22 protein-coding genes, 1 rRNA gene and 1 other RNA gene are annotated in these 25,692 nt (G+C 54.5%); 11 read left to right on the forward strand and 13 right to left on the reverse strand.

Annotated elements, in window-relative coordinates:
* The 12 genes from G7Y52_RS05215 to G7Y52_RS05270 form a co-directional block, all read right to left on the reverse strand.
* Positions 1 to 120 (reverse strand): 16S ribosomal RNA (locus G7Y52_RS05215); the annotation flags it as partial.
* 516 nt (positions 121 to 636) lie between these two features.
* Entirely contained in the window at positions 637 to 1,239 is a 603-nt protein-coding gene (locus G7Y52_RS05220) for a TRIC cation channel family protein (RefSeq protein ID WP_165067243.1), read from the reverse strand.
* Between the two features lie 2 nt (positions 1,240 to 1,241).
* Entirely contained in the window at positions 1,242 to 2,801 is a 1,560-nt protein-coding gene (gene rny / locus G7Y52_RS05225) for a ribonuclease Y (protein WP_165067246.1), read from the reverse strand.
* A gap of 208 nt (positions 2,802 to 3,009) precedes the next feature.
* Positions 3,010 to 3,194: non-coding RNA, 6S RNA (gene ssrS / locus G7Y52_RS05230), on the reverse strand.
* 13 nt (positions 3,195 to 3,207) lie between these two features.
* Positions 3,208 to 3,480 (reverse strand): cell division protein ZapA, encoded by a 273-nt coding sequence (locus G7Y52_RS05235; RefSeq protein ID WP_165067249.1) that lies wholly within the window; start codon positions 3,478 to 3,480, stop codon positions 3,208 to 3,210.
* Between the two features lie 6 nt (positions 3,481 to 3,486).
* Positions 3,487 to 3,732 carry a cell division protein ZapB gene (locus G7Y52_RS05240; RefSeq protein WP_165067252.1) on the reverse strand — a complete coding sequence of 82 codons (246 nt, stop codon included), beginning with the start codon at positions 3,730 to 3,732 and terminating at the stop codon, positions 3,487 to 3,489.
* Between the two features lie 651 nt (positions 3,733 to 4,383).
* Positions 4,384 to 5,736 carry a bifunctional UDP-N-acetylglucosamine diphosphorylase/glucosamine-1-phosphate N-acetyltransferase GlmU gene (gene glmU, locus G7Y52_RS05245; RefSeq protein WP_165067255.1) on the reverse strand — a complete coding sequence of 451 codons (1,353 nt, stop codon included), beginning with the start codon at positions 5,734 to 5,736 and terminating at the stop codon, positions 4,384 to 4,386.
* A gap of 318 nt (positions 5,737 to 6,054) precedes the next feature.
* Positions 6,055 to 8,655, reverse strand: a complete 2,601-nt coding sequence (clpB, locus tag G7Y52_RS05250) for an ATP-dependent chaperone ClpB (protein ID WP_165067259.1) — start codon at positions 8,653 to 8,655, stop codon at positions 6,055 to 6,057.
* 72 nt (positions 8,656 to 8,727) lie between these two features.
* Positions 8,728 to 9,042: a chaperone modulator CbpM gene (locus G7Y52_RS05255; protein WP_165067262.1), complete on the reverse strand. Its 315-nt coding sequence runs from the start codon at positions 9,040 to 9,042 to the stop codon at positions 8,728 to 8,730.
* An 18-nt stretch (positions 9,043 to 9,060) separates the two neighbouring features.
* Positions 9,061 to 9,993, reverse strand: a complete 933-nt coding sequence (locus G7Y52_RS05260) for a J domain-containing protein (RefSeq protein WP_165067265.1) — start codon at positions 9,991 to 9,993, stop codon at positions 9,061 to 9,063.
* Positions 9,994 to 10,291: 298 nt separating this feature from the next.
* Entirely contained in the window at positions 10,292 to 10,507 is a 216-nt protein-coding gene (locus tag G7Y52_RS05265; protein WP_165067268.1) for a hypothetical protein, read from the reverse strand.
* A 300-nt stretch (positions 10,508 to 10,807) separates the two neighbouring features.
* Positions 10,808 to 10,948 (reverse strand): hypothetical protein, encoded by a 141-nt coding sequence (locus tag G7Y52_RS05270; RefSeq protein ID WP_165067271.1) that lies wholly within the window; start codon positions 10,946 to 10,948, stop codon positions 10,808 to 10,810.
* Between the two features lie 270 nt (positions 10,949 to 11,218).
* Between G7Y52_RS05270 and G7Y52_RS05275 the strand changes: the two genes are divergently transcribed.
* On the forward strand, positions 11,219 to 12,274 hold the full coding sequence (locus G7Y52_RS05275; protein ID WP_165067274.1) for a site-specific integrase: 1,056 nt from the start codon (positions 11,219 to 11,221) through the stop codon (positions 12,272 to 12,274).
* A 256-nt stretch (positions 12,275 to 12,530) separates the two neighbouring features.
* On the opposite strand, the gene G7Y52_RS14885 is transcribed toward G7Y52_RS05275, so the two are convergent.
* Entirely contained in the window at positions 12,531 to 12,725 is a 195-nt protein-coding gene (locus tag G7Y52_RS14885; protein ID WP_206215202.1) for a hypothetical protein, read from the reverse strand.
* Between G7Y52_RS14885 and G7Y52_RS05280 the strand changes: the two genes are divergently transcribed.
* The 10 genes from G7Y52_RS05280 (at position 12,657) to G7Y52_RS05325 (ending at position 25,689) form a co-directional block, all read left to right on the forward strand.
* Positions 12,657 to 12,917 carry a DegT/DnrJ/EryC1/StrS family aminotransferase gene (locus tag G7Y52_RS05280; protein ID WP_165067277.1) on the forward strand — a complete coding sequence of 87 codons (261 nt, stop codon included), beginning with the start codon at positions 12,657 to 12,659 and terminating at the stop codon, positions 12,915 to 12,917. The two genes, G7Y52_RS14885 and G7Y52_RS05280, sit on opposite strands and share 69 nt — an antisense overlap.
* 206 nt (positions 12,918 to 13,123) lie before the next feature.
* Positions 13,124 to 14,284 (forward strand): ketoacyl-ACP synthase III, encoded by a 1,161-nt coding sequence (locus tag G7Y52_RS05285; protein WP_165067279.1) that lies wholly within the window; start codon positions 13,124 to 13,126, stop codon positions 14,282 to 14,284.
* Positions 14,277 to 14,504, forward strand: coding sequence for an acyl carrier protein (locus G7Y52_RS05290; RefSeq protein ID WP_165067281.1), 228 nt, complete (start codon positions 14,277 to 14,279; stop codon positions 14,502 to 14,504). The genes G7Y52_RS05285 and G7Y52_RS05290 overlap by 8 nt, the downstream gene beginning before the upstream one ends.
* Complete coding sequence (locus tag G7Y52_RS05295; protein ID WP_165067284.1) at positions 14,504 to 15,250, forward strand: SDR family oxidoreductase; 747 nt, start codon at positions 14,504 to 14,506, stop codon at positions 15,248 to 15,250. Before G7Y52_RS05290 ends, G7Y52_RS05295 begins: the two co-directional genes overlap by 1 nt.
* Positions 15,250 to 15,915, forward strand: a complete 666-nt coding sequence (locus G7Y52_RS05300; RefSeq protein WP_165067287.1) for an acetyltransferase — start codon at positions 15,250 to 15,252, stop codon at positions 15,913 to 15,915. The genes G7Y52_RS05295 and G7Y52_RS05300 overlap by 1 nt, the downstream gene beginning before the upstream one ends.
* Position 15,916: 1 nt before the next feature.
* Positions 15,917 to 17,302, forward strand: a complete 1,386-nt coding sequence (locus G7Y52_RS05305) for a glycosyltransferase (RefSeq protein WP_241159601.1) — start codon at positions 15,917 to 15,919, stop codon at positions 17,300 to 17,302.
* A complete protein-coding gene (locus tag G7Y52_RS05310) occupies positions 17,299 to 19,215 on the forward strand; it encodes a glycosyltransferase (protein ID WP_165067293.1) in 1,917 nt (638 codons plus the stop codon). The genes G7Y52_RS05305 and G7Y52_RS05310 overlap by 4 nt, the downstream gene beginning before the upstream one ends.
* A complete protein-coding gene (locus G7Y52_RS05315; RefSeq protein ID WP_165067296.1) occupies positions 19,212 to 20,888 on the forward strand; it encodes a methyltransferase domain-containing protein in 1,677 nt (558 codons plus the stop codon). The genes G7Y52_RS05310 and G7Y52_RS05315 overlap by 4 nt, the downstream gene beginning before the upstream one ends.
* On the forward strand, positions 20,861 to 22,795 hold the full coding sequence (locus tag G7Y52_RS05320) for a glycosyltransferase (RefSeq protein ID WP_206215198.1): 1,935 nt from the start codon (positions 20,861 to 20,863) through the stop codon (positions 22,793 to 22,795). Before G7Y52_RS05315 ends, G7Y52_RS05320 begins: the two co-directional genes overlap by 28 nt.
* Before the next feature lie 146 nt (positions 22,796 to 22,941).
* Entirely contained in the window at positions 22,942 to 25,689 is a 2,748-nt protein-coding gene (locus G7Y52_RS05325; protein ID WP_165067302.1) for a hypothetical protein, read from the forward strand.
* Positions 25,690 to 25,692: the final 3 nt, after the last annotated feature.

Consider the following 25,692-nt stretch of genomic DNA (forward strand, 5'->3'; position numbering starts at 1 on the left):
CCACGCGTTACTCACCCGTGCGCCACTCTACTCAGGGCCGAAGCCCCTTTCGCGTTCGACTTGCATGTGTTAAGCACGCCGCCAGCGTTCAATCTGAGCCAGAATCAAACTCTCCAGTTCAAATCTGTACTTAGATTCCCGCTTTCGCAGAAATCAGAATCTCAAAGACTCTTTCTTCCCACTCGCTATTCACTTGTCAATGAACCACCGGGGGGCTCCCCCCTGCCGCTTTCCAGCGGCGCGGTGCAGACTTATGCACCATCCCCGACAAGCTGTCAACACATTTTTTTCTCAGGCGGAAAAATTTTTTTCCCGACCAGGGCTGTGTGGAAACTCGTTTGTCGCGGAAAGTGCAACTTAGACATTTCGGCTTCCCGTGTCAACACCACCAGAGGCTTATTTTTAAATTTATTGCCAACTGATTTATTTTGCTGAAAAAATATTTTCAGGCTTCACGCGTTCATCCCTGCACGCTGGGGGCAGCCCTCATGAAAACACCGTCCGCGAAAAGCCGATTTTTTTCGGCCGGCAAGGCGCAAGGCAAACATTGGGCGAAGCTGTATTGAACATACCGCAAGGTCAATGTTGGCCTTGCAACGCCGCCGGACGGAAAAAGGCGGCTTTGCAGCAGGTGGTTTAATGAGGGCTGACCCCAGGCAGCAAACGCAGCAGCAGCACCAGCGCGGCTCCAGCCAGCACGCTCTGCCAGTCCGGCAGCGGAGCGTAGAGCGAAAGGGCCAGAGTCAGCAGGGCTCCCAGGGCCGCGGCCGTGGCGTACAGGCTTTCCTCCACCGCGCGGGCCACATCGCCCAGCGCCATATCGCGCACCAATCCCCCGGCCAGACCGGCCAGAACCCCCAGCAGCAGGCAACCGCTCAGCCCCAGACCGAACGCCAAGCCTCGCGATGTGCCCACGCACGCGGCCAGGGCCAGGCCGAGAGAATCCGACCAGTAAAAAAAACGCCATGCCCTGCCGGAAAGATTGCCGAACAGGGCTCCGGCCAAAGCGCCAAACACGGCCGCGGCAAGGTATTCGCCCCGATTCAGGGGCAGAGCCCCAAAGCCCAGGAGACAGTCGCGCAGCAAAGGCGCCGCCAGGCCTGCCAGACAACCCAGCACGGCCGCGCCGGTGACATGGTTGCCGCAGGCACGGCTGCGGCAGGAAGCGGCGGCGGCCAGCAAAACGCCGGCCGCCAAATCCAGAAGAAAGATGGGGGCAAGGCCCTGTGCAAAGATCATGGCTATTTGGCAAAGCCCACGGCCCGGCGCTCACGGATCACGGTGACGCGGATCTGGCCCGGATAGGTCAGATTTTTTTCGATTTTTTCGGCAATATCCTTGCAAAGGATATATGTGGTATCGTCGTCCACATTATCGGAATTGACCATGACCCGGATTTCGCGCCCGGCCTGAATGGCATAGGCCTTTGTCACCCCGTCGAAGCTGGTGGCAATGCCTTCCAGCTCCTCCAGGCGCTTGACGTAGTTTTCCAGCAGTTCCTTGCGAGCGCCGGGCCTGGCCCCCGAGATGGAGTCCGCAGCCTGCACCAGGACGGCCAGAGCCGTGGAAGGTCGCTGATCCTCATGATGGGCGGCAATGGCGTGGATAATCTCCTGGCTTTCATTGTACTTTTTCGCCAGATCCGCGCCGATCAGGGCATGCGGGCCCTCAACTTCATGATCCACGGCCTTGCCGATGTCATGCAGCAGGCCCGCGCGCTTGGCTTTTTTGACGTCCATGCCCAGTTCCGCGGCCATCATGCCGCAGAGCGCGGAGACTTCCAACGAGTGCTGCAACACATTCTGCGTGAAGGAAGTCCGGTAGCGCAACTGACCGAGCAGGCGCACGATTTCCGGATGGATGCCGTGCACCCCGGCGTCAAAGGTGGCCTGTTCGCCCACTTCGCGCACCTGCACGTCCAGTTCCGTCTCGCATTTCTGAACAATATCCTCAATGCGGGCCGGATGGATGCGCCCGTCCTGGATCAGACGTTCCAGAGCCATTTTGGCCACCTGACGGCGCAGGGGGCTGTACGCGGAGAGGATCACGGTTTCCGGGGTGTCGTCGATGATCAGATCCACGCCCGTGGCTGCCTCCAGGGCGCGGATATTGCGCCCTTCGCGGCCGATGATCCGGCCCTTCATGTCTTCGCTGGGCAGGGACACGGCAGTGACCGTCTGTTCGTTCACATAGTCGCCGGCGTAACGCTGGATGACATTGCAGAGGATTTCCTTGGCCTTGCGATCCGCGGTTTCACGAGCTTCCATTTCAATCTGGCGGATCATCCGCGCCGACTCGTGCCGGGTTTTGGCCTCGATTTCCGAGAAAAGGCGGGCCTTGGCCTCTTCGGCGGTAAAACCGGCGATCTGGGCCAAACGCGCTTCCTGCTCTTCGATGCGGGCCTGCAAAAACTCCTCGGACTCGGACAGTTGGCGTTCCTTGCGGGCCAGATCTTTTTCCGTGGCCAGGAGCTCGTGCTCTTTGCCCGTGGCCTTTTCCAGCTTTTCCTCAAGGCGGCCGCCCATCTCCTCCAGCTTGCGCTCACGAATTTTGACTTCGCGTTCCCGTTCCTTGAATTCGTTTTCCAACTCGCGCTTTTGATTGAACAGATCATCCTGCCCCTGAAGCAGAATTTCCTTTTTCTGGGCCTGGGCCTCCTTGCGCGCCTCCGCAACAATGCGCTTGGCCAGATCATCGGCATCGCCGATGCGCTTGGCGGCCACCCAGCGGTGGCCCACTACGCCGACCGATGCCCCCACCAGGACGGCCGCAGCGAGCGCAAAAATAAACAAGATATCCATGAAACCAGCCTCTCTTTACAACTACGGGCCGAACCCGGCGAACATCGGCAGCCGCCTTGAAAAACGCGGCTGCCGCAACGATATTGCCCGAAGGGCTCCTGTGACCCTGGCTGGACGCCGGAGAAAACCGGCACAAGGATGTGTCGCGCAGCAGAGACGACGCCTGAACAGGCGCGCCGAACCTGGAGAACTCCTAAGGAACTCCGGCATAATCCCCAGAGCGCCGTGTCATGCATGCGGTGCAGAACCTGGTTTCCCAGGTCGGGCGCCTGTATGCTTTTCTCAGGCTTCCCGGCCATGCCGGGCATGCACACAAAAAGCAGAGACGGCTCCCATTGTTCAATGCTTGTCAGGTTAGCACCGAGGCATAAATCACGCACACCCCAGGGAAAACGCCCAAAAGAGTCTAAAGGGATTCCTCTATCTGTGAAAGCAGGGAACTGATGCGATTCTGCACATCAGCCGACTTTTTCTGCGATTGCAACAACTCATCCGCCAGTCCAAGGGCCAGAAAGGTGAGCAGAATGTCCTTGCTCTGCCCTCCGTGGGACCTCAGCTTCTGGTCTGCAAACCGTTCCTCCACCAGCCGCACGGCGCGTTTGACGCGCTCCATGTCGGCGCCGGGCTTGAATGCTATCTCAAGCCCGAGAACGGTAAGGTTGATGTTTCCCTGGCTCACAAAAACCTACTCAATACTGTCATGCTCCTGAATCCTGCGCAACAGGGCGTCAATTCGCTTGAGCGCCTCAGTGCGCAAGGCTTCTTCCTTGGCAAAGGATTCATGCAGCTTGCGGTTTTCCTCTTCCAGAACCGCCTTTTCCGCCACAAGAGCGGAAGATTCGGCGCGAAGACGCGCATTCTCCGCCTTGAGGCGGTCCAGCGTTGCGAGAAGCGCCGTAACATGCGATTCAAGCCGTTCCAGAAGTTCCATAGTCTGTAGATAGCACCGCCCCCCAGGCTTGGCAAGAATGGATAGTACCTTGCAAAGCAAAAAAAGCTCCGGGCGCGGAAGCAAAGGCTGCGGCGGCAGGCGCGGAAAAGGAGAAAAACGGCAAGATACGCGGCTCTCAGGGCGCAAGCTATTTCCTGCAGATTCGGGAAGGAATTTTTTTCCGCCAGCAGCGCAGCCATACGCGTAAAAGGCGTTGGGCATCCGGCTGCGGGCTGCGGCAGCCGTTCGCCCGCAGGGCGTTACGGATGGCGACAGCAGCCCTTCGCGCTACGCCGCAACCCCGGACCGTCACCCCCTGCGCGGCAGATTCTTCTGGCGGCTGCGGGCTGCGGCAGCCGTTCGCCCGCAGGGCGTTACGGATGGCGACAGCAGCCCTTCGCGCTACGCCGCAACCCCGGACCGTCACCCCCTGCGCGGCAGATTCTTCTGGCGGCTGCGGGCTGCGGCAGCCGTTCGCCCGCAGGGCGTTACGGATGGCGACAGCAGCCCTTCGCGCTACGCCGCAACCCCGGACCGTCACCCCCTGCGCGGCAGATTCTTCTGGCGGCTGCGGGCTGCGGCAGCCGTTCGCCCGCAGGGCGTTACGGATGGCGACAGCAGCCCTTCGCGCTACGCCGCAACCCCGGACCGTCACCCCCTGCGCGGCAGATTCTTCTGGCGGCTGCGGGCTATGCCCATTTCATTGCCGGGCACGTCCCTGGTGATCACCGAACCCGCGCCCACCAGGGCATTGTCGCCGACGCTGACCGGCGCCACCAACGCCGTATTGCTGCCGATAAAGGCCTTTTCTCCGATTTTTGTCTGGTACTTGTGTCTGCCGTCATAATTACATGTGATTGTGCCCGCGCCGATATTGGCCCCTGCGCCAATCTGGGCGTCGCCCAGATAACTCAGGTGATTGGCCTTGGCTCCTTTGCCCAGGCGGGCCTTTTTAAGTTCCACGAAGTTGCCCACATGGGAGTCGGCTTCCAGCACAGCGCCGGGCCGCAAGCGCGCAAAAGGCCCGACCAGCGCGCCCTCGCCCACCCGCGCGCCTTCAAGGTGCGAAAAGGAACGTATCTCGGCGCTCGTGCCGATCAGGCTGTCGCGCAGCACGCAATGCGAAGCCACAGACGCGCCGCGCCGGATTTCCGTGCGGCCGCTGACTTCGCAGGGGCCGGTCAGTTCCGCGCCCGGCTCCACCCTGGCCAGAGGGCTCACCCGCACCAGATCCGGCGCATGCAGGATGACGCCCGCAGCCAGCAACTGTTCCGCTGTGCGGGCGCGCAGCACTTCTTCCAGACGGGAAAGCTCCAGGGGAGAATTGACGCCCAGCAGGCTGTCGTCACGGCCGCACTGCACGCCGCGGACAGTATACTTTCCCGCTACGGCCAGGCCGATCAGATCCGTGATGTAGTATTCGCCGCTCTTGTTGTCGTTGCTCAGGCGCGGCAGCAGGCTTTCCACCGCGGCCAGATTGAGCCAGTACATGCCGGCGTTGACTTCGCCGCTTTCCGGGCCGTAGCGGGCCGGATCGTAATCCCTGGCTTCCACAATGCCGATCACCCGACCCTGTTGACGCACCACCCGCCCATAAGCGCCGGGATTATCCGGAACAATCGTTGCGAAGGACAGGTCCGCCCCGGCCGACTCAGCCATAAAATCGCGCGTCAGCTCCTCGGAGAGCAAGGGCGCATCGCCGTTGACCACCAGCAGATGGCTGCAACCGGCCTCGGAAAGCGCGGGCAGAGCCTGCATCAGGGCATGCCCCGTGCCGAGCTGCTCGCTCTGGAACACCAGGCGCGCATCCGGGAAGGCCGCTTGGACCATTTCAGCCCGATGCCCCACCACCATCCAGATTTCCTCGCCAAAAATCGACCGCAGAGCTTCGCGCACATAGGCCAGCATGGGCTCGCCCAACAATGTCTGCAAAACCTTGGGCCGCTCCGAATGCATGCGAGTGCCCTTGCCGGCCGCCAGAATAAGAGCCGCGTTTTTGGTCATGAACAACTCCTTGCTCCGCCCGATGGCGTGTACGTCACAACAGACCGGTAATAGCCTCTTGCCCGGCAAACGGCAAGGCAGGCCGCGCCAGGGCCCGGCGCGGTCTGTCAGAGCTTTCGCCTGCGCGGCAAAGGCTAGAGCGGTTTGCTGTTGAAAACGGCAACCGCTCTGGCGGCCGCGAAAGCGGACGCCCGCGCCGAATGAGCCTGAAAACCACGCTTTTCAGGCGCTTGTCCCGCTTGCGGGGGCTTGTCCCGCTTGCGGGGAAATGACGGCAGCGCCGCTTTTGAAATTGAATAATTTCAAAAGCAAAATGCTCTATTGGGCCTTGAAGGTCAGCCCGGCGTCACTGACGTCCACGGTCAGATGCTGGCCGTCGCGGATCTTGCCCCTGACCAGCTCACGGGCCAGAGGCGTTTCCACATACTGTTGCACATAACGCTTGAGCGGGCGCGCCCCGTAGACCGGATCGTAGCCCGCATCGGCAATGAAATCCCGGGCCGCGTCGCTCATGGAGAGCTTGATTTTGCGATCCTCCAGACGACGGCGCAGACGCGCGAGCTGCAATTCCACAATGCGCGCGATCTGATCCCGCCTGAGCGGCAGAAAGACCACGGTTTCATCCACCCGGTTCAGGAACTCGGGCCGGAAGTGCGCGCGCAATTCATCCATGACCTGCTCCCGGGCGCCTTCTTTCAACGTGCCGTCGGGCGAAATGCCGTCCAGCAGATGCATGGAGCCGATATTGGAAGTCATGATCACAATGCAGTTGCGGAAGTCCACGGTGCGGCCCTGGCTGTCCGTCAGCCGCCCGTCGTCCAGCAATTGCAGCAAGGTGTTGAACACGTCCGGATGCGCTTTTTCGATCTCGTCGAACAAAATCACGGAATAGGGCTTGCGGCGCACGGCCTCGGTAAGCTGGCCGCCCTCGTCATAGCCCACATAGCCCGGAGGCGCGCCGATCAGCCGCGAGACGGAATGCTTTTCCATGTACTCGCTCATGTCCAGGCGCACCATATTGTCCTCGGTGTCGAAGAGCGCTTCGGCCAGGGCCTTGGAAAGCTCGGTTTTGCCCACGCCCGTGGGCCCCAGGAAAATAAAGGAACCCGTGGGCCGCGCCGGATCGGAAAGCCCGGCCCGCGCGCGCAGCACGGCGTCAGCCACGGCCGTGACCGCCTCGTCCTGGCCCACGACCCGCTTGTGAAGCTGTTCGCCCAGGCGGAGCAGTTTTTCGCGTTCGGATTCCAACAGCCGGGTGACCGGGATGCCCGTCCATTTGGCCACGATTTCCGCCACGTCGTCCGGTCGCACTTCCTCGCGCAACAAACGCGGGCCGCCTTCGGGCCTGCCGCCCGAAACCTCGGCCAGTTTTTTCTCCAGTTCCAGTAGTTTGGAGTACTTGAGCTCGGCCGCCCTGTTCAGGTCATAGGCCCGTTCGGCCTGCTCGATGGCCAGCCTGGTCTGCTCAATCTGCTCCTTGATCTTGCGCACATTGTCAATGGAACCCTTTTCGCTTTCCCACTGCTTGCGCATGCCGGCCTGCTGGGAGCGCAGCTCGGAGAGCTCGTTTTCCAGCCGTTCCAGGCGCTCGCGCGAGGCTTCGTCAGTCTCGCGGCGCAGGGCTTCCCGCTCAATTTCCAGTTGCATGACCTTGCGGTTGACCTCGTCCAGATCGGCGGGCAGGGAATCGATCTCCGTGCGGATCATGGCCGCGGCCTCGTCGATGAGATCAATGGCCTTGTCCGGCAACTGGCGGTCGGTGATGTAGCGGTTGGAGAGCACCACGGCCTCCACAATGGCCGAGTCGCTGATCCGCACCCCGTGATGCACCTCGAAGCGATCCTTCAGGCCGCGCAGAATGGAGATGGTATCCTCCACCGAAGGTTCTTCCACAAGCACAGGCTGGAAGCGCCGTTCCAGGGCGGGATCTTTTTCAATATACTTACGGTATTCCTCCACCGTGGTGGCGCCGATGCAATGCAGCTCGCCGCGCGCCAGCATGGGCTTGAGCAGATTGCCCGCATCCATGGAGCCCTCGGTTTTGCCCGCGCCCACAATGGTATGCAGCTCGTCGATGAACAGGATGATGTTGCCCTCGCTCTTTTCCACCTCGCCGAGCACGGCCTTGAGCCGTTCTTCAAACTCGCCGCGGTACTTGGCCCCGGCGATCAGCGCGCCCATGTCCAGGGCGTAGAGCTTGCGGCCCTTGAGCCCCTCGGGCACGTCGCCCTTGACGATACGAAAGGCCAGACCTTCCACGATGGCGGTTTTGCCCACCCCTGCCTCGCCGATCAAGACCGGATTGTTCTTGGTGCGGCGCGAAAGGATGCGTATCACCCTGCGGATTTCCGCGTCGCGGCCGATAACCGGGTCCATTTTGCCCTGGCGCGCCGCTTCCACCAGATCCCGGGCATACTTGCTCAGGGCCTCGAAAGTATCTTCGGGATTGGCGCTGGTGATGTGCGCGCCGCCGCGCAACTCTTCCATAGCTTGCACAAAGCCCGCGCGGGTGAGCTTGTATTCCTTGAAAATCTGGCCCAGGGGAGTGGAGGGCTCCACCTCGGTCAGCGCGGCGAAAAGATGATCCACGCTGACGTATTCATCCTTCATGCGCCGGGCCTCGTTCTGGGCTTCGCCCAAAACCTTTGCCAGACGCGGGGTGATCATGATCCTGGTGGGATCCATGCCGCCGCCGGAAACCGAAGGCCGCTTGCGCAGCGAGGTTTCCAGGGCCACGGCCAGGGCCCTGGGCTGCACGCCCATGTGTTCCAGAATGCGGGGCACAATGCCCTTTTCCTGCTGCACCAGGGCCAGAGCCAGATGATCGGCATCCGTGCCCTGATGGCCCATGCCCGCGGCGGTCGTCTGGGCCTCGCTCACCGCTTCGCGCGCTTTTTCCGTAAATTTGTTGATATCCATCTTTTCCTCCACACAATGCCGGGGCATCAGGCCCGGAGGCATAGCAGCAAACCGCAGCGCCGAGAGCCGCGGCTACTCTTCGAATCCCTGCAGGCTGCGCACAGTTCTCTCCAGCGCGTCGATGCGCTCCAGCAAATCCACAATGATCGCGCCGCCCACCACCGGCAATTCAAAATCGCAGCAAATGCGTTCCAGTTTGCGCACCCTGTAAATATCGGCATCGCGGAACAGATATGTTTGCGTCGCGCTGGTCCGGGTTTCAAGCCAGCCCAGGGAAAGCAGCTCCTGCAGGCGTTCCGGCGCCACGCCGGTAATTTCCACAAATTCCTCCCAGGCCATGACCGCGGACGGAGCAGGCAGCGAGGATGTTTTTTTGGTCATGCTCATACCAGCACCTCCACCTGGCTAAGCGCGAGCCTGAAAGGCCGATGTGTCCGCCAGCTTCTGCCAGAGCTCGCGCTCGGGCGCGCTCAACTGGACGGGCGCCTTGATCATTACCCTTGCCAGCAGATCGCCGCGGTTGACGCCGCTGCCCATGCCTTTGCCGCGCAAGCGGAACTTGCGGCCCGAGCTGGAACCGGGCGGGATGGTCAGCTCCACCTGGCCCTCCAGCGTGGGCACAGGCACCTTGGCGCCCAGCGTTGCTTCCCACGGCGCGAGCCATACGTCGCACTGCAGACTGTCGCCATCAACTTTGAACAGATGATGCGGCAGGTAACGCACGCGAAGGAACAGATCGCCGGGCGTGCCGCCGGACACTGGATCGCCCTGCCCGGCCAGGCGTAGTTTCGCGCCGTCGCGAATGCCCGCGGGCACAGTAACTTCCAGTGTTTTGGGCCCCTGGGGCATTTGCAGCGTCACTGTACGGCGACCGCCGCGCGCCACTTCCTCCAGGCTCAGGGGCAGCTCGGCCTCCACATCGCGGCCATGCCGTTGCCGGGCGGAAAATCCGCCGAAAGGATCAGGGCCGAATTGCGTGCCCCGGCCGCCGCCTGCGCCGCCGAACAGGGTTTCAAAAAAATCGGAAAAGCCGGAGCCGTCAAAGCTCTTGCCGTTAAACGTAAAATGCATGTTTTCAAAGCCCGGCGCGCCCTGGAACTGCTGCCCATGCTGCCAGTCAGGCCCAAGTTGATCGTACAGCCTGCGCTTTTCCGGGTCCTTGAGCACCTCATAGGCTTCGTTGACTTCCTTGAATTTCTCTTCGGACTGCTTGTCGCCCGGATTAAGATCGGGATGGTATTTGCGCGCCAGCTTCTTATACGCCTTGGAAATATCCTCGGCCTTGGCCCCGCGCTCCACGCCCAACAATTTGTAGTAATCTTTATATGATACTGCCATGTTCTGCTCTCCCCCCGTGCGGGTGTGACACTAGAGCTTTTTTTGATTGAAAATATCCATTTTCAATCACTTCGCTGCCATCATTTCGCGTCCAGGACGCGGTCTGGACGCTCATTGCTTCAGCCGTTGCGACGAAGGAAGCTACGGATGAAGACAGCAACTGGTTACTGCGACAGCCAGCCAACGCAACCGCTGTCGCTATCCGTAGGCAAGCAAAGCTTGCTAACGGCTACCGCCGGCGCGGGCGCCAGCTAACGCTGTCGCCAGAGCGTTTAGCTCATTTTATGAGCAAAACGCTCTAACGACAAAAAATAAGGCCGCTGCGGGCAAGGTCAACATTTTTGCCATGATAAAATAGCGGCTGGCCTATAGAGCAGATTACCTTTGACTTTTTATGAAAGTCAAAGGTGGCATTCAGGCGAAAAACGCGGTTTTCGCCTGAATGTACGCCGCGTTGCGGCGGCTGCCGCTTTCGCGTCAGCAGAGCATTTTCAAAGTGAAAATGCTCTAACACGGGAGTTTTTCGAGAACACGCCGCGCATCAAAGTGCATGCGGATCATCGCGCATGGGATGAAGGCCGCATTCTGTACTCTGAACTTTATGGCCGGGAAGACAAGACGTTTTCCAAAAACCGCGCTTCCCGACGCCTGCGCTTTCGTCTCCCTGACGGAGACATGCGGCGCGAGAGCATTGCAAAGGTGGCATGCGCCGGGGGCGATTTCGGCATGGAGGAGTTTTGCCTTTGCGGCAAAAAAACACGCCGGTTGCAAAAGGAGCGCGCTGCGGACAGCGCGCTCCTTTTGCAACCGGCACCTAGCCCTCATTCCAGGTCTGGATGATGTAGTCAACCCGCTCCGTGTCTTGATACCGGGCCATGCCGGTCAGGCTGATAAAGTCATCACCCCTGTGAGAATACCAGGAAATCGCGGTGTTCAGCACAGTGAGTTTGGTCATCTTCTCTCCTCCGAGGCAGGATAACGGCTTGCAGAGCAGCAGGCAAGAGGCCAAATCCCGCCACAGCAAAACCTTGTCAAGACAAAAAAGAGATTTTTTTCAGCGTTATTTCGTGATTCCCTGAACATACTTGGATGTGTCTGGACAATACGCCATACCGGGCAACAGGAGTATCAGAAAATCCCGTGCTATGCTGTGCCGATTGAGGCGCGGGGGGTATCGAAATACCCTCAGAACACAAGGAAATCCTTAGCATAAGGAGAACACAGCATGGCATGCCTCTCTTCAGCACAGCACACCTCCAAAAGCCCTTCAGCCCCACCTGCCAGACCGCGCAAGCGCAACAAAGCAAAGAAGATGCCCATGCTCTTCGATGCCTTTGTGTCAAACATCTATCTGCCGTATGCCAAACAGTACAAGGCCAGTTGGGATGTGGATGAACGAAACTTCCGGCTGCATATCTCCGCAATCCTTGGCGAGTTGCGGCTGGACGACATTACCCGGAGAGACGTTGAAATCTGGTTTCGCGGGCTTTCAGAGAAAGGCCTGGCCCCGACAACCTGTAACCGGATTCTGGCCAGTCTCAAAAGTATCTGCGCTCTGGCACTGGGATATAACCTCTTTCCGTCAGGACAGTCCCCGTGCGCGAAGATTTCTCCCCTCAAGATTCATGGCATACGCGAACGCTATCTCACAGACGCACAGGCAACACAGGTCATGTGCGCGCTTGACCGTTCGGATCAACCACAAGCCAAAATCGCCAAGCTGCTCATACTCACCGGTGCCCGTAAAAGCGAGATCAGAAAAGCTCGCTGGGAGCATGTCCACCTTGAGCAACGTATCCTGACCGTGCCTGTTTCCAAGTCCGGCAAGGCTCGCCATATCCCCCTGTCCGATGAGGCTGTAGAAGTCTTCCTCTCCATCCCAAAAGAGCAGAGTTGCCCGTGGGTATTCCCCGGTCATGCGCCGGGCAAGCCGCTCTCCGACATTTACCTGTTCTGGAACAAACTACGCCGCAATCTGGGCTTGCAAGGCATCCGCGTTCATGACCTTCGGCATACCTTTGCCAGTCTTCTGGTCAATGCCGGGCATTCGCTCTACGAGGTGCAGAAGCTGCTCGGCCACAGTGATCCGCGCACAACCATGCGTTATGCCCATCTTGGTCAAAGCTCCCTGCTGGCGGCTACCCAAACGGTGAGTACCCGTCTTGCTCGTGGACAGCGTGACAGAAAAGAAAGGCCGGGCATGATGCCGGCGGGCAACACGCTCCACAGCAGCAATCGGGCAAGCCCTGTGCCGGGCAGCGTGCAGGCAATGAAAAAATAATCCTCAAAACAGGCGGAAGGATGACGCCGGACCTGGCTGGATGAGGCTGACTTGGAGTGGCCTTGATTGGCCACCATCTGATGCAAACCAATGGCTCATCGACAGACTAAATGTCGGTGAACACTTGAGTTCCAATACCTTTAAGAGCTGATTTTGGCAAGAGAACCTATCAGGATATTTTAAGGCTGCTCACCTATAAATCAATAAAAATTAAAAAAATCAAATATTTATCTGTATTTCATGATGACTTTTAGCCTCAATCACCGACATTTAGTCTGTCGATGAGGTTCTTGTGGCTCCAGCCGGAAGCTGCTTGAAGGCAGGTCTTTGAGGCTGCTTTTTCTCTTTTCTTGTATTCAGATATATTAACTTTGCTCACGAAATGAACAGCAACAATAAAATATATATTACAAAATCGCGAATACCAAATGAGAGTTTCTTCTTTGGGCAATGCAGAGATATTTTCAAATCGGCATGGATTATAAACAACGGGAATTATGTCCAAAAACTCGAATATTCATTGAGCGCGTATCTTGCTATTTCTCATATCATTGCTTGCAATAACGTAATGACTGCTCTCATGCTGACTTTGCAATGTGCAGGACTGGCAGGGAAAAAGGTAGCGGTTACTCCATACACCTAGCACAAAACATCATCACACGGCGTTATTTTTACCCTGCGCTTAATTTTTCCATGTGTGAAAGCTGAGTGGCGTGTATCCTGTTCTGTTGCTAAAACTACGTCAAACCGAGTATTATGTTTACCTGTGTATGGTGATTTATCAACACATTGTATTTATTTGACTTCAGAAATCATACATAAATTATTCTCTTAAAAAGGTAAAAGTATATGTTTACTACGTTACAGAATGTTCGTATCGCAAGTCTAAGATCTGCTGTACCAACAAATGAAATCTCTCTGGAAGACGAAATAGAATATTATGGGGGCAGTCTCAAAAAAATTTCGCGATTACGCACTCTACTGGGAATGGATCGGCGTCGGGTATGCCCGCCGGATGTGACGGCTTCCGATCTGTGCGCTCATGCTGCCTTTGCCCTGCTGGAGGCCTTGCCTGACTCCCGTGATACTATCGACGCTCTGGTTTTTATCAGTCAAATGCCGGACTGGCATCAGCCCGCCACGGCCTGTGAACTGCAACACCGCCTTGGATTGGGGCAGCACTGTGCCGCCTTTGATGTCAATCAGGGTTGTGCCGGATATGTTTACGGATTGTGGCTCGGAAGTTCTCTGGTGTCTTCCGGCGCTGCACGGCAAGTGCTTGTGCTTGTCGGTGATGCTCACCCTTCAGGGCGGGATATTCGCAACCGTATCACAACACCAGTGTTTGGTGATGCCGGAAGTGCCACGCTGTTGGTCCGGGACGAAACAGCCTCACCGGTTCATTTTGGGATCGGTACTGATGGCAGCGGCTTTGAGACCATCATCGTCCCTGCCGGGAAAGCTAGAATTCCATTTCTTCGAGAGCATTGTGAAAACGAATCTCTTGTAAGAGATATTTCTGATCAGTACGGTAATATTTGGCAGATAGCAGATACCTACATGGATGGTGGCGCAGTTTATGACTTTACCATGAATGTTGTTCCTGATCATATTTGCAGGCTCATGCAGTATTCAAAAATAAATCATGACAATATCGACTGGCTGATACTCCATCAGGCAAATAAGCAGATTATTGAAAATATAGCTTTAAAATCAGGTTTTCCAAGTAACAAAGCTCCGTTTCAGTCTTTCAGTAAATACGGCAATACGGCATCTGCATCCATTCCGCTTGCTCTATGTGACACCTTTTATGAAAAGCAATCTCCGGGCACGATTTTACTGTGTGGCTACGGCATAGGCTTATCCTGGGCTTCTTGTCTGTGTAAGATAGATTTCTGGAATTGCGCCAGACCTCTTGAGTACGAGCCTGATCCTGATCGCCCTGCGCGATTGCAACGAATTGAACGATGGGAACGGATTATCAAGGGAGAGCAAAACCGTTATGACTAAGAAAGAATTTCTCTGTTCACTGCAAGAAATACTGCAATGCTCCGAATCCATCGAAGAAACAACAGTACTTACTGATCTGGAAGAATGGGATTCATTGGCCTTTATGGTTTTGATTGCCTTTTTCGACAAATCATGGGGGCAGCGCATTATCTTTGACGATCTCAAATCCATCCGTACAGCTGCTGATCTGATTGCGATGACTAGGGGGGCAGTTGCCTGATGTTTTCTGCAGACAAAAAGATTCTGATCACCGGGGCCAGCTCAGGCATTGGCAAAGCCATTGCTCTTGAGTGTGTGGCCCAAGGGGCAACAGTGCTTGCCTGCGCCCGTGACGTACAGCGCTTGGAGGAAGCCCGGCAGGCTTCATCAGCTCCAGACAGATGGATAAGCCTCCAGCGAGACTTTTTGGAAGGCATGGAGGAAATTCCTGCCTGGGTTCGCGGGATTGCGCAAACCCACGGCAAACTGTGGGGCCTGGCTCATGCGGCAGGTGAAGGATTGATGGACAGCCTGCAAGGCTATGACCTTGCCTCTGCCAGAAGGCATTTTTCTCTCAACTTCCATACGCCGTGCCTGTTGGCTCAGGGGTTCTGTGATCGCCGGGTGGGTCGTAAAGGCGGAGCTTTGCTTTTTATCGCTTCCGCAGCCGCAGTGTATCCTGAAAAGGGGCATTTGATTTACGGCGCTGCCAAGGCCGCCCTGGTTGCCGCTGCCAAAAGCATCAGTCAGGAGGTCGCCCCTCGCGGCCTGCGCGTTCATTGCCTGTCGCCGGGCATTGTTGACACGCCCATGGAAGGCAGGGCCGAAGCCCTGATGGGGCCGGAATATCGGCAGCATCAGCTCCAGAGCTATCCCCTTGGCTTCGGCAAGCCGGAAGACGTGGCCCATCTGGCGGCCTTTCTTCTTTCTGAACAGGCGGCCTGGATTACAGGGCAAAATTTTGTTCTGGATGGGGGGCGCTACTGATGCCCAATGTGCTCATAATCGGAAATTCCGGGGCCGCGCGGGAGTGTTACTGGATTTTACGCGATGTGCTGGAAAGCGCACCAGGTCTTGCTGATTATTACACCTTTGGTGGATTTTTTGACTGGCAGGGCTATGCAGGAGATCTGAAGGAGTTACAGCACCTCTACCTTGGGAGTGTGGATGCCTACACGATCCGACCGGAGGATATGTTTGTCATCGGCATCGCAAAGCCTGAACTGCGCGGCAAAATATTTACAACGCTCAAGGGACGCGGTGCAAATTTTATAAATCTTGTACATCCATGGACTTCCATCAGCAGGACAGCTCGTATAGGTGAGGGAAATATTTTTCAGCGTGGATGTACCATTTTTTGCAATGCCGTCATAGGTAATGCGAATTATATCAATGGAGCGGCGAATATCTCCCATGATGCGCAAATAGGTGATTTTAATTTCTTCGCCCCATATTCTATTGTTCTCGGAGGGGCAAGCATCGGCTCACTCAATCATCTTGGGCCGCACAGTGTTGTTCTTGAGCGCTCAGTAGTGGGAAACGGTAATATCCTTGCGCCCGGAAGCACCCTTTACAAAGGCTGCCGGGATAATTGCCGAATGGCTGGCAATCCGGCCCTGAGGGTTGGAGGCAGGAGAGATGCCTGCCAATAAAGTGCTGCATATTCTGCTGGTCAATAACTACACAGCACGCGGGGGAATCCCGAAAGCTGTATCACTGTTGGCCAACGCCATGACGGAACGCGGGCATAAGGTCACGATCTGCAGCCAGCGCCCGGTTCCGCTCTGGCTTTATCCGCTCTACCGGCTGGGATATTTTTTGTATACGCAGAGCCTGCCTGAAGGCAAACGCCCGGACATTCCCAAGGGTACGGAAAAGCTCCAGGATATGTATCCGCTCCGCCCCGAGGTGACGATTCTTCCTTACAACTTTACGGATAAAAACCTGCAAATTCAGCGCCTGAGGCAAGAAATCCGTAATCTTTCGCCGGATGTCTGCGTATGCCCCTTCCCTGACGGCACGCATCTCGTATGGGCTGTAACGCTCCTGGGGAGTGGTATTCCGTATGTGTACTCCGAACGGCATTCACCAGGTACCATAGAAAATATTTTTTGGAATCGGAGAGGCCGTCTGGCCGCCATGAGCGGCGCGGATGCCATCCATCTTTTGCTGCCTTCCTATGCTGGCAGCGTTCCTGAATTTTTGCGGGACAGGGTACAGATCATTCCCAATGCCGTGTCTCTCCCCGATGCCGCTGCAAAGCCGGGTGGCCAGGGGGCGGAACGCAAAATCCTGCTGTGGATGGGGCGGCTGCAGGAAGAGCTTAAGCAATGTTGCCTGGCTATGGATGCTTTTGCCGCTGTTTCCAGTCAGTACTCTGACTGGGAAATGCAAATAGCCGGGGATGGACAGGACAGGGCGAAGGTGGAAGCCCATGCGAAAGATCTCGGCCTTGGAGAAAAGATCCGTTTTCTTGGTATGTCCACCAATCCTGAAGGCGTGTTATCAGGGGCGCAGGCTTTCTGTTTTTCCTCCCGCACGGAGGGGATGCCAAACGTGCTTTTGGAAGCAATGGCGGCAGGGCTGCCGTGCGTGGCATTCAGAGACTGCGATGGTGTGCCTGACATCATAACGGATGGAGAAACAGGACTGCTGGCTGACGAAATGACTCCCCTGAGTCTGGCAAAGGAACTGGAGAAGCTGCTTGCAGATGATGCCTTGCGGGCCAGGCTTGGCAGGAATGCCAGAACGTTCATGTCTGCATACAGCCATGCGGCGGTATTTGACGCATGGGAAAAGCTTCTCCGGAACGTTGCCGGGAAAAAGGGCAACACTGTCATGGACAGCTTTCGAGAGGAGCCTTTTGCCAGCATGGCCAGAATGTCCGCAAGGGCCAGACAGGAATATGCCGGGCGTGATTTTGGCCAGCCTTTTCCCGATGCACTGACGGTGAGGTTGAGAGCAGCCGTGGTGCGCATGAAAAACCTCATCAGGGAAATCTGCCGCAAACTCCATAAAGGTTCCGGATCTCGCGTATGAATATTGCCATCGGAGCTTCCAGTCTGTGCTACGCAAAAGGGGGAACAGAGAGAGTCGCGGTTAATTTGGCCCATGCGATGCTGGCTCGCGGGCATACTATCCATATTTTCGCCTATGAACATGGCCGGGAGCCTGTTTTTCCGCTGGATGCACGCATTTCGCTTCTGCGTCTGCCGGAAGAATTCGGCCACGGCAAGCATTGCGAGATTGAGAAAGTGCGGGAGTATCTGAGGAGCAACGATATTGATGTCATGCTTTCGTTGCAGTCAGAATGGACCCATATGTTGTGGTGCCTCACATGCCTTGGAACGGGAGTGCCCATAATCTGTTCAGAAAGATCCGATCCTCGTTTCTCTGAAGCTGTAACCTGGAACAGGCCGGGCCGTATGGCTGTTCTCGCTTGTGCTGACGCCATCCATGAGTTGGTGGAGGCCCATATAGAGACGGTACCGGAAATCCACAGACATAAATGTCGTGTGATTCCCAATGCGGCGCCGTTGACTTCCATCAGGGCAGATGTGGGGCTCAATTATGAAAGCGGAACCGTCCTTTTTCTGGCCCGCTTTATCCCCGGCAAACGGGCTGATTTGCTCCTTAAAGCCTTTGCCGGCATATCCGGCCGCTTCCCCGAATGGCGTTTGCGTATAGTGGGATATGGCCCGGAAGAAAAAAAGCTGCGAGAACTTGCAGCGTCTCTTGGCATTAGCAGCGTGACGGAATTTGTGCTGCACCCTGAGAATGTGTTTCTGGAATACGAAAAGGCAAGCATCTATTGCCTGCCGACGCAAGTTGAAGGCTTTCCCAACAGTCTTATTGAAGCCATGGCTTGCGGTTTGCCCGTCGCAGGTATTGCCGATTGCCCGGCCATGCGCTCCATTATCAGGGATCACGACAATGGTATTCTGGTGGCTGCGCCGGATGCGGATCTTCTGGGCAACGCCCTGGCGGAGTTGATGAACTCTCCGGCCCTGCGGCAAAAGCTGGCGGAGAAATGCCTTGAAGACTGCGCAGGAGCATACAACCAGGAAGCGATTTGGGACGAATGGGAAAGTTTCTTGCGTCAGGTCTCCGAAAAGAAGGGGGCTGCCGTCATGGATGGATTTCGTTCGGAGCCGTTTGCCAGCATGGCAACCCTGTCTTCGGCGGCAAGGCGGGAATACCTTTATCGTAATTTTGGGGAACCCATGCCCTGGTCCTGGCCGTTTTTCCGCCTTCGGGGAAAAAATCTCTCTGCAAACTTGAGGGATAGAACCACTCAAGGATGCAAGGATCTTGTGCGCAACACAGTCAATACGATGGTAAATATTTATGAAGCCGCAAGGCTTGCACAAGCTGACTGGCGCAAGCTGCCGGGATATTACCGGCAGATAGCCAAGACAAGACGGATGATTCCCCTCCGCTCACAGGCAAGAACAAGGGCTTTTTGCGAGCATGCGGTACGGTTTATTTCGTTGAAAGATCGCGCGGTCTTGTGCGTGGGCTGCGGAAGCCCTGAGGAAGTGCTGCACATGAGGCGGATGGGCGCTGATGCCGTGGGAATCGATTTGAACGGCGCCGAGCCCCTGGTTCATTCCATGGACATGGAGAACTTGAATTTTTCAGATGCGGTTTTCGACGTCGTTTATTCATGCCATAGCCTTGAGCACTGCGAGGATCAGAGAGCGGCTGCCGCTGAGATGATACGCGTTTGCAAACCAGGTGGGCATGTATGCATTGAGGTGCCGGTCAATGCCGTGCCGGACAGCGTGGATTTGCATACCTGTCCGGAAGCAGATGCTGTCCGTGTTTTGTTTGCAAACCGGATAGAAAGGACTCTGGTTGAGGAGTTCATTTCCCTCAACGATCCCCGAAACGGCTCAGGAGAAGATGTTTTTCGTTTTATTTATCAAGTTCGGGAAAAGGGCTTATCATGAAGGTAAAACCTTATTTCAGAAATGATGATGTCTCTTATGATACGCAAATGGAATACTTTCCACAGTTTTGCGGTATTTTCCATAAGCATGGCTTTACCCAGGTTCATGCCGTAACGCTGCGGGGCCTATGCAATTATGCGAATTACCATAATGGCTCATACTGTGTTTACGAAGGTCATCAAACACTGTCACAACTTGATAACGAACGGATTCGAAAACTTTCCATGCCGTACAGGCTGGAAGATAATGAAAAACTCGTCCGGTATCTTTCTGATACTCCTGATGAAGTAGCCTTGCATGGGCTGTATCATACTAATTATGCCCGCATGACAGAAAATGCGCAGTATGAGGAAATGAAGGAGGGGCTTGCCCTTTTGCGAAAGATATTTCCTCAAAAACGCGTCCGCTTTTTTGTGCCCCCATTTAACAGCTGTAACCTTACTACCCACCGTGCGGCCGGCAGGCTGGGGCTGACAGTTGTCGGCGATGAAGGGGTGCATCTGGAAGAATCTCTCACTACCTTACGCCTTTTCCCCGGGGTCTGGTACAGATATCATCACCATCGTTTTTATCCCGGCTCGACCTTCGGAAACCCCTCTCTTACTCTGGAAAACCTGGATCAAGCGCTTGGTCAGGCAGCCCTGAATCCCTGTACGGGGCCTCTTCCTGTCCCATCCTTCAATTATGAGGGGGATCTCAGCCGGTTGAAAGAACTTGTCAAAGAACATAACGCGCAGGAATGGTTTGTGGGAACCGCCCAAAATCGCTTGCAGAGGCGTGAGCTTATCCTTGCGATGGCGTGGATATATTCCCGTATTGGTTATGGCAAACATATTTTTGAGATAGGCTGCGGGAGCGGCAACAACCTTTTGTGGCTTGCCCAGCATGGTTATGAACATCTTGGGGGGAGCGATACAGACGCCGCGGCCCTGGCCGTAGCGGCCGGCATGGCTGATTTCCACGGCTTTACATGGAACCTTGGCCAGGGGAGCCTCTTTGATCCGGAACATATTCCGGAAGGAACGGATCTGCTGATCGCCGTCAATTGTCTCAGCTTCCATACGGAATTTGATCTGCGGAAGTTTTTATCAGGTTGCAAAAACAGGCTTTCGCCCACAGGATGTATTCTTGTCGATCAGGTAGACGCCAGCTTTAACGGGCACCCCCTGAATGCAGTTCACAGTAAGCAATGGGGTCTTCCCCCTGAAGAGCGTTCTCTCCCATCGGAATATTGCGCTCCACGCATCACCATGGCAGAGGCCAGGGATGCCGCCCGGAGAAGCGGCATGCATCTTGTCGCCGCGCTGCCATCTCTTCAGCAACCCCCCCGTGTCATTTACATATTCAGTTGCCAGCCCGGGCAGCCGGAAATGCGGGGGGCGCCTCCCGCCCTGCCTCTCCCCGAAGCAATGGTTCAGCCGACGGTACAGGCTATTTTCCTGTCCGGCCTTTTTGATTGGGCCTGGTACAGAAAACAATATGTCAGAGGCCCGGAAGTTATGGATCCGCTGGAGCACTATGTGCGTTTCGGCGCGTCCAAAGGGTATTGGCCCAATCCTGATTTTGATTCGGGAAAATATCGGCGCAAACACATGAACATGATGGATTCCACAAATCCGCTCCTGCATTCTCTGCTTTACATTCCATGTTCCAGAAAAAGGAAAGAATCCTGATGCCAAGAATGCTCGTCTTTTTTGGAACACCCGGGTCGGGCTATGAGGAGCTAGCCTGGCTTTTGCATATCAATTCAGCCGCCCTGGAAAAGGCGGGTTGGATGTATTTTGCTGAAGACTACTCCTGGAGCCCTGCTTATCCCCGGATACCTTCGAGCGCGCGGATGTTCGACATCTTCAAAGAGGCTGGCGAGGGTAGGCCCAACGCTCGCAAGGAGATGTTCGCCTATTTGAAAAAATTGAATGCTGTTCTGGAGTTGGGAAATGATGTTCTGCTCAGCGCCGGCTTTCCGGACTTTTCGGCTTTACAGAAGTTTTTGAATACAGGAAAAGGGTTTTCTGCGATTGCGCATGCTGCCGTTGAAGTAAAACTACTGCTTGGGGGCCCTGACAGGAGTATCGACTTTCTTTATCGCCAGTATTTATTTCGTGATGTTCCCAATCTGTTGGAATACATGAAAAAGATTGTTGTCTGCTATGCTTTTCATACTCCGGAGCAGATAGCGGCGGATTTCAGTGGCTTACCTGAGGTGAATATATGGCTGCACCGAGATAGTGATCCCACCATTCTTGTAAAGGAACACAAAAAAGCACTTTGTGAACTGCTGCATATTGATCAATTCGACAATAATGCGGAAAAACTCATGCCGAAAAGTATTGCAGGTTTTGAGATTTTATACGCATTGCGAACTATACAGATACATACGAATAATTGGCCTGAGGATATTTTTTCAGCAATACGCAAAATGGAAGAAAATCTTGGCCTTCCATGGCAGCCGCTCTGTCAGGCTTCAGGCAACAAATTCAAAGTTCCGGACTACGGTTCAATTACGCCACAAATTGCCGGAGAATTTGCGCGCCATCTTGACACAACAGAAAAGAAGGCTGTTATCCGTCATTTGTACCGTGAGCAACAGATACCTGCCGACGTGAAAAAAACATTGCTTGAGGCCCTTTCCCCGGCTGCGCCGGAGTATTTTTTTTGCAAGTCCGCTATCAAGCCAAAAATTTCTGTCCTCACACTGACGCATAACCATGTGCGCTATATAGCGCAGAATATTGAAAGCGTTATCGCCCAGAAAACGGACGCGGCTTTGGAGCACATCATTCTGGATGATGCTTCAGACGATGGGACGCAGGCTGTCATAGAAAGCTATGCGTCAAGATACCCGCATATCCGTCCCATTTACCTGCGTGAGCGGGCCTGTCACGGAGAAAATGTGCGAGAGCTTTTTGCTGCCTGCAACAGCGAATACGCTGCCCTTTGCGATGGGGATGATTACTTTTCCGATGCAAACAAGCTCCACAAGCAGATGGAGTTTCTGGATCAATACAAGGAATGCGCCCTCTGTTTTCATCAGGTGGATGTTCTCTATGAAGACGGCTCGCCTTCTCGCGCATATCCGCCTGAAGATATGCTGCCCCGTGGCTTGCGACCGTTTTACCACATTCAGGATCTTTTGCAGGGCAATTTCATACAGACTAATTCGGTAATGTACCGCTGGCGCTTTCGGGAAGGATTGCCGGAGTGGTTTGACCCTACGCTTATTCCGGGTGACTGGTACTGGCATCTTTTGCATGCTGAAACCGGGTTGATCGGCTATATGCGTGATCATCTGGCTGTCTATCGCAGGCATGCGACATCCATGTATGCCAGTGCCGATATAAATCATGTATTTCACCGCAAACTGTGGGGGCTTAACGAACTGCGAACCTATGCCGCGCTGGATGAGCATTTCAACGGCAACTATCATGCTGATCTGCAGAAGCTGGCAAACGGCGTGTTTGCGGATTTTCTTCGTGTCTATCTGGAATCAGGTGATGATTCCCTGCTGCAACAAGGATGCCAGACTTTCCCCATGTTCGGGAGGGATTTTCTTGCTGCATTGAAAATAGGTAAAAATTGAACAAATGCGCAATATTTGTGAAAAATATTTTAGTTTCGTATCGATTGAGCCATACCCCCGCTCACATCCTCTAAATATCAGCCACATAACGTGGCGACGACTTTTTCCTGAAAATGTTATCTTACTATGCCGTAAAAGGGACAATCATGTCGTCTGATCTCTGCTGGCTCAGATCTGATCTGGCCGCTTGCGCCCTGTGGTTATTGGTCTGGATCTGTCCGATTTTTTCCTTTTGCGCCAATAATATAGATCGCTTTACCTCCCGCCAGGTCGTCGGCTCCCTCCTGCTTTCCATCTGCCTGTCATGCCTGTGCGGCATTGGCTCGGTACACCTGCCGGAAGTTGTCGCTGCGCTGATTGCGGGCCTTGTCTTTTGTAGTCTCAGCGAAAAGCTGATCCATCTTTTTGTGCAGCAGAGCCTGATAAAAGCCATTATTTTTCTGATAACAGGCGCTTTCTTTGCTCTTATAGCGCATTTTTTTGGCTTATGGCCGCTTTGTGCCCTTCTTTTTATTTACCTGTGCTTTTCTTTTGCTGATTTTGTTAAAAATTTGCACAAGCCAAAACATGCGATGCCCATGTTGCAACGGCCAGGAGAAAAGAGCATTGTTGTCATTGATGACAAAGACAATCCTCTCCCCAGGATGGCAACTACTCCAAATATTTATCTTTTATTTTTGGAATCGATCCATTCGGCAAAGACTTTGAAAAAAATCTATGGCATTGATGATGCCGGGCTTGGCGAGTTCCTGCAAAATAAGGGCTTTACGATTTTTTCCCGATCGTGCAGCAATGAATACGGAACCACCGTATCATTAAATACAATTTTGAACATGAGCAGCGAAGGCTGGAAGCCCTTGCAGGATGCCCCGCCGGCTTTTCGGTGGCTGAAGGCTTCAGGATACACAATCAACCTTATTGACTGTGCTTTGTATACCTTCGCCCATTATGTGCCGTACTGTGATTATTTCAATTTCTCCATGCCGCGATGGGTTGAAAAACTCTATATCTGGTTTTTACCGTTTTTCCTCCAGTCCTCTCTGCTGACAAGGCTGACCTGTAATATTGATCCTTTTACAGATGAGAGCGATTTTTCCGAAGCACGGCATAGCCTCCTGCGCCGGATGCAAAGAGAAAGTCACTCTCCATCGTTTTATATTGTCCGTTTCGGGGCAGGGCATGTGCCGAATCACTATACCTGGAAAGAAAAGAATGCATGGGATAAAAAATATATCGCTCTATATTCAAAAGCTGTCCATCAAATCAAAGAAATTATTGATGCTATCCTGACGCGAGATCCTGATGGATGCATCATTGCCATGGGCGATCATGGAGCGGCTTCATGGCAAGGCGTCTGGCAGGGTAAGAAAGACTGCAACGCCAATATGCGGGCTAACGGCGTGGAGCCTTCGGTAGTGAGTGAAGATCTGACGGGAATTTTACTGGCAATGCGGATGCCGGGGAAGAATGCTGTTCCGGATCAGCCAATCACGCCTTCAAACCTCTTTCGATTGGTTTTTGAATATAATGGCGTCTTGCCAGAGCATCTGCCAGCCATTCCAAGCAATTTCTCATATCTGCATGAACCGTCAAACCCTGTGGCCTTTATCCTGGCAAAGAATGCCGAGCCCCTGACGCATTGGGAACTGGATACGCCGGCTGCCGGACTTGCCCGTAAAACAGGAACGGGTTCGGATCTTTACCTTTCTTCCATTAATGAGCTTCTTGAGATAGCTGATTATCTGGAGTCATCCGGAGAGTTTGAGGTGTGCCTGAAACTTCTTGAGAGGGGGATGGATTCCTTCCCCCCGTCCGCCAAACTGCATCTTGCGCTCTCCAGACTGTATGTCAGGATGGGAATGGCATCCAAAAGTTTGCCCCTGCTTGAAAAATATATCGATATGAATGAAGAAGCGCTCGGCATGTTCGCAAGATCCATTGCCCTCACCGGGCATGCTGGACAGGCGTTAAAGATACTTGCCGCGCATCCCCTCTCAAAAAAAATGCCTCCCCGTCAGTTTTTATATCGCAAGGCCGACCTGCTCTGTCTGGATGGCCGGTACGAGGATGCCGCCCTATGCCTCAGGGAGTGTCTCTCATTACCTTCGGGCCACATCAGCGAGCTGGTTGGCGATGCCAATGCTCTGGCGCTTTGCCTTGATTGTCTGGGGCGCACAGATGAAGCCCTTGCTGAACTGGACAGGATTTGCTCAAAGGCTGCGAAGCCGGCCGCCCTTGCCACTATCTTTTTGCTTGCCGCCTCTCTCGGTATGAGAACGGCAGGGTATCAAGATACAAGTGCTCGTATTCTGAAAGCATTTGAAACATCGCGAGAACCCTATCCGCTAACTCTGTATCTATGGCAGGCAGGTCTGGAGGAGCGGTGCGGCAATCCGGATCAAGCCCTGAAATACCTGATAACGGCGCGTGATGCCAGACCTCCGGCTCCATTTCTTCTTGCTCAAATAGGTCTGTTTCTCATCAGGAATGACATTGCTGCCGGTTCTTTGCATGAGGAAAAGAAAGCGGGATACGCCTATCTTCGGATGATGAAAGATGTATTTAGTATTGTTTTTGATAAAGAATTTTATAGTAATAAATATTCACATCTTATTTCCAAAACAGAAATGGCTCCTTTAACTCATTATATCCATTATGGAAGACTTTTGGCACTTGATCCAAATCGATTATTTAATCAAATATTTTACCTTGTTACGCAAAAAGATATATTTTTTTACGGTTATGACCCATTATATCATTTTCTTATATGTCCTTCTTTTGAAAACAGAAATCCATCGAAACAATTTGATATACAAGCGTATATGGCACGTTGTTCTTACATGGACTGGAAAAATACAAATACGCTTGTCCATGCGATGCATACAACAACTTAGGGG

The organism is Desulfovibrio sp. ZJ200, from assembly GCF_011039095.1.
Taxonomy (GTDB): domain Bacteria; phylum Desulfobacterota; class Desulfovibrionia; order Desulfovibrionales; family Desulfovibrionaceae; genus Desulfovibrio.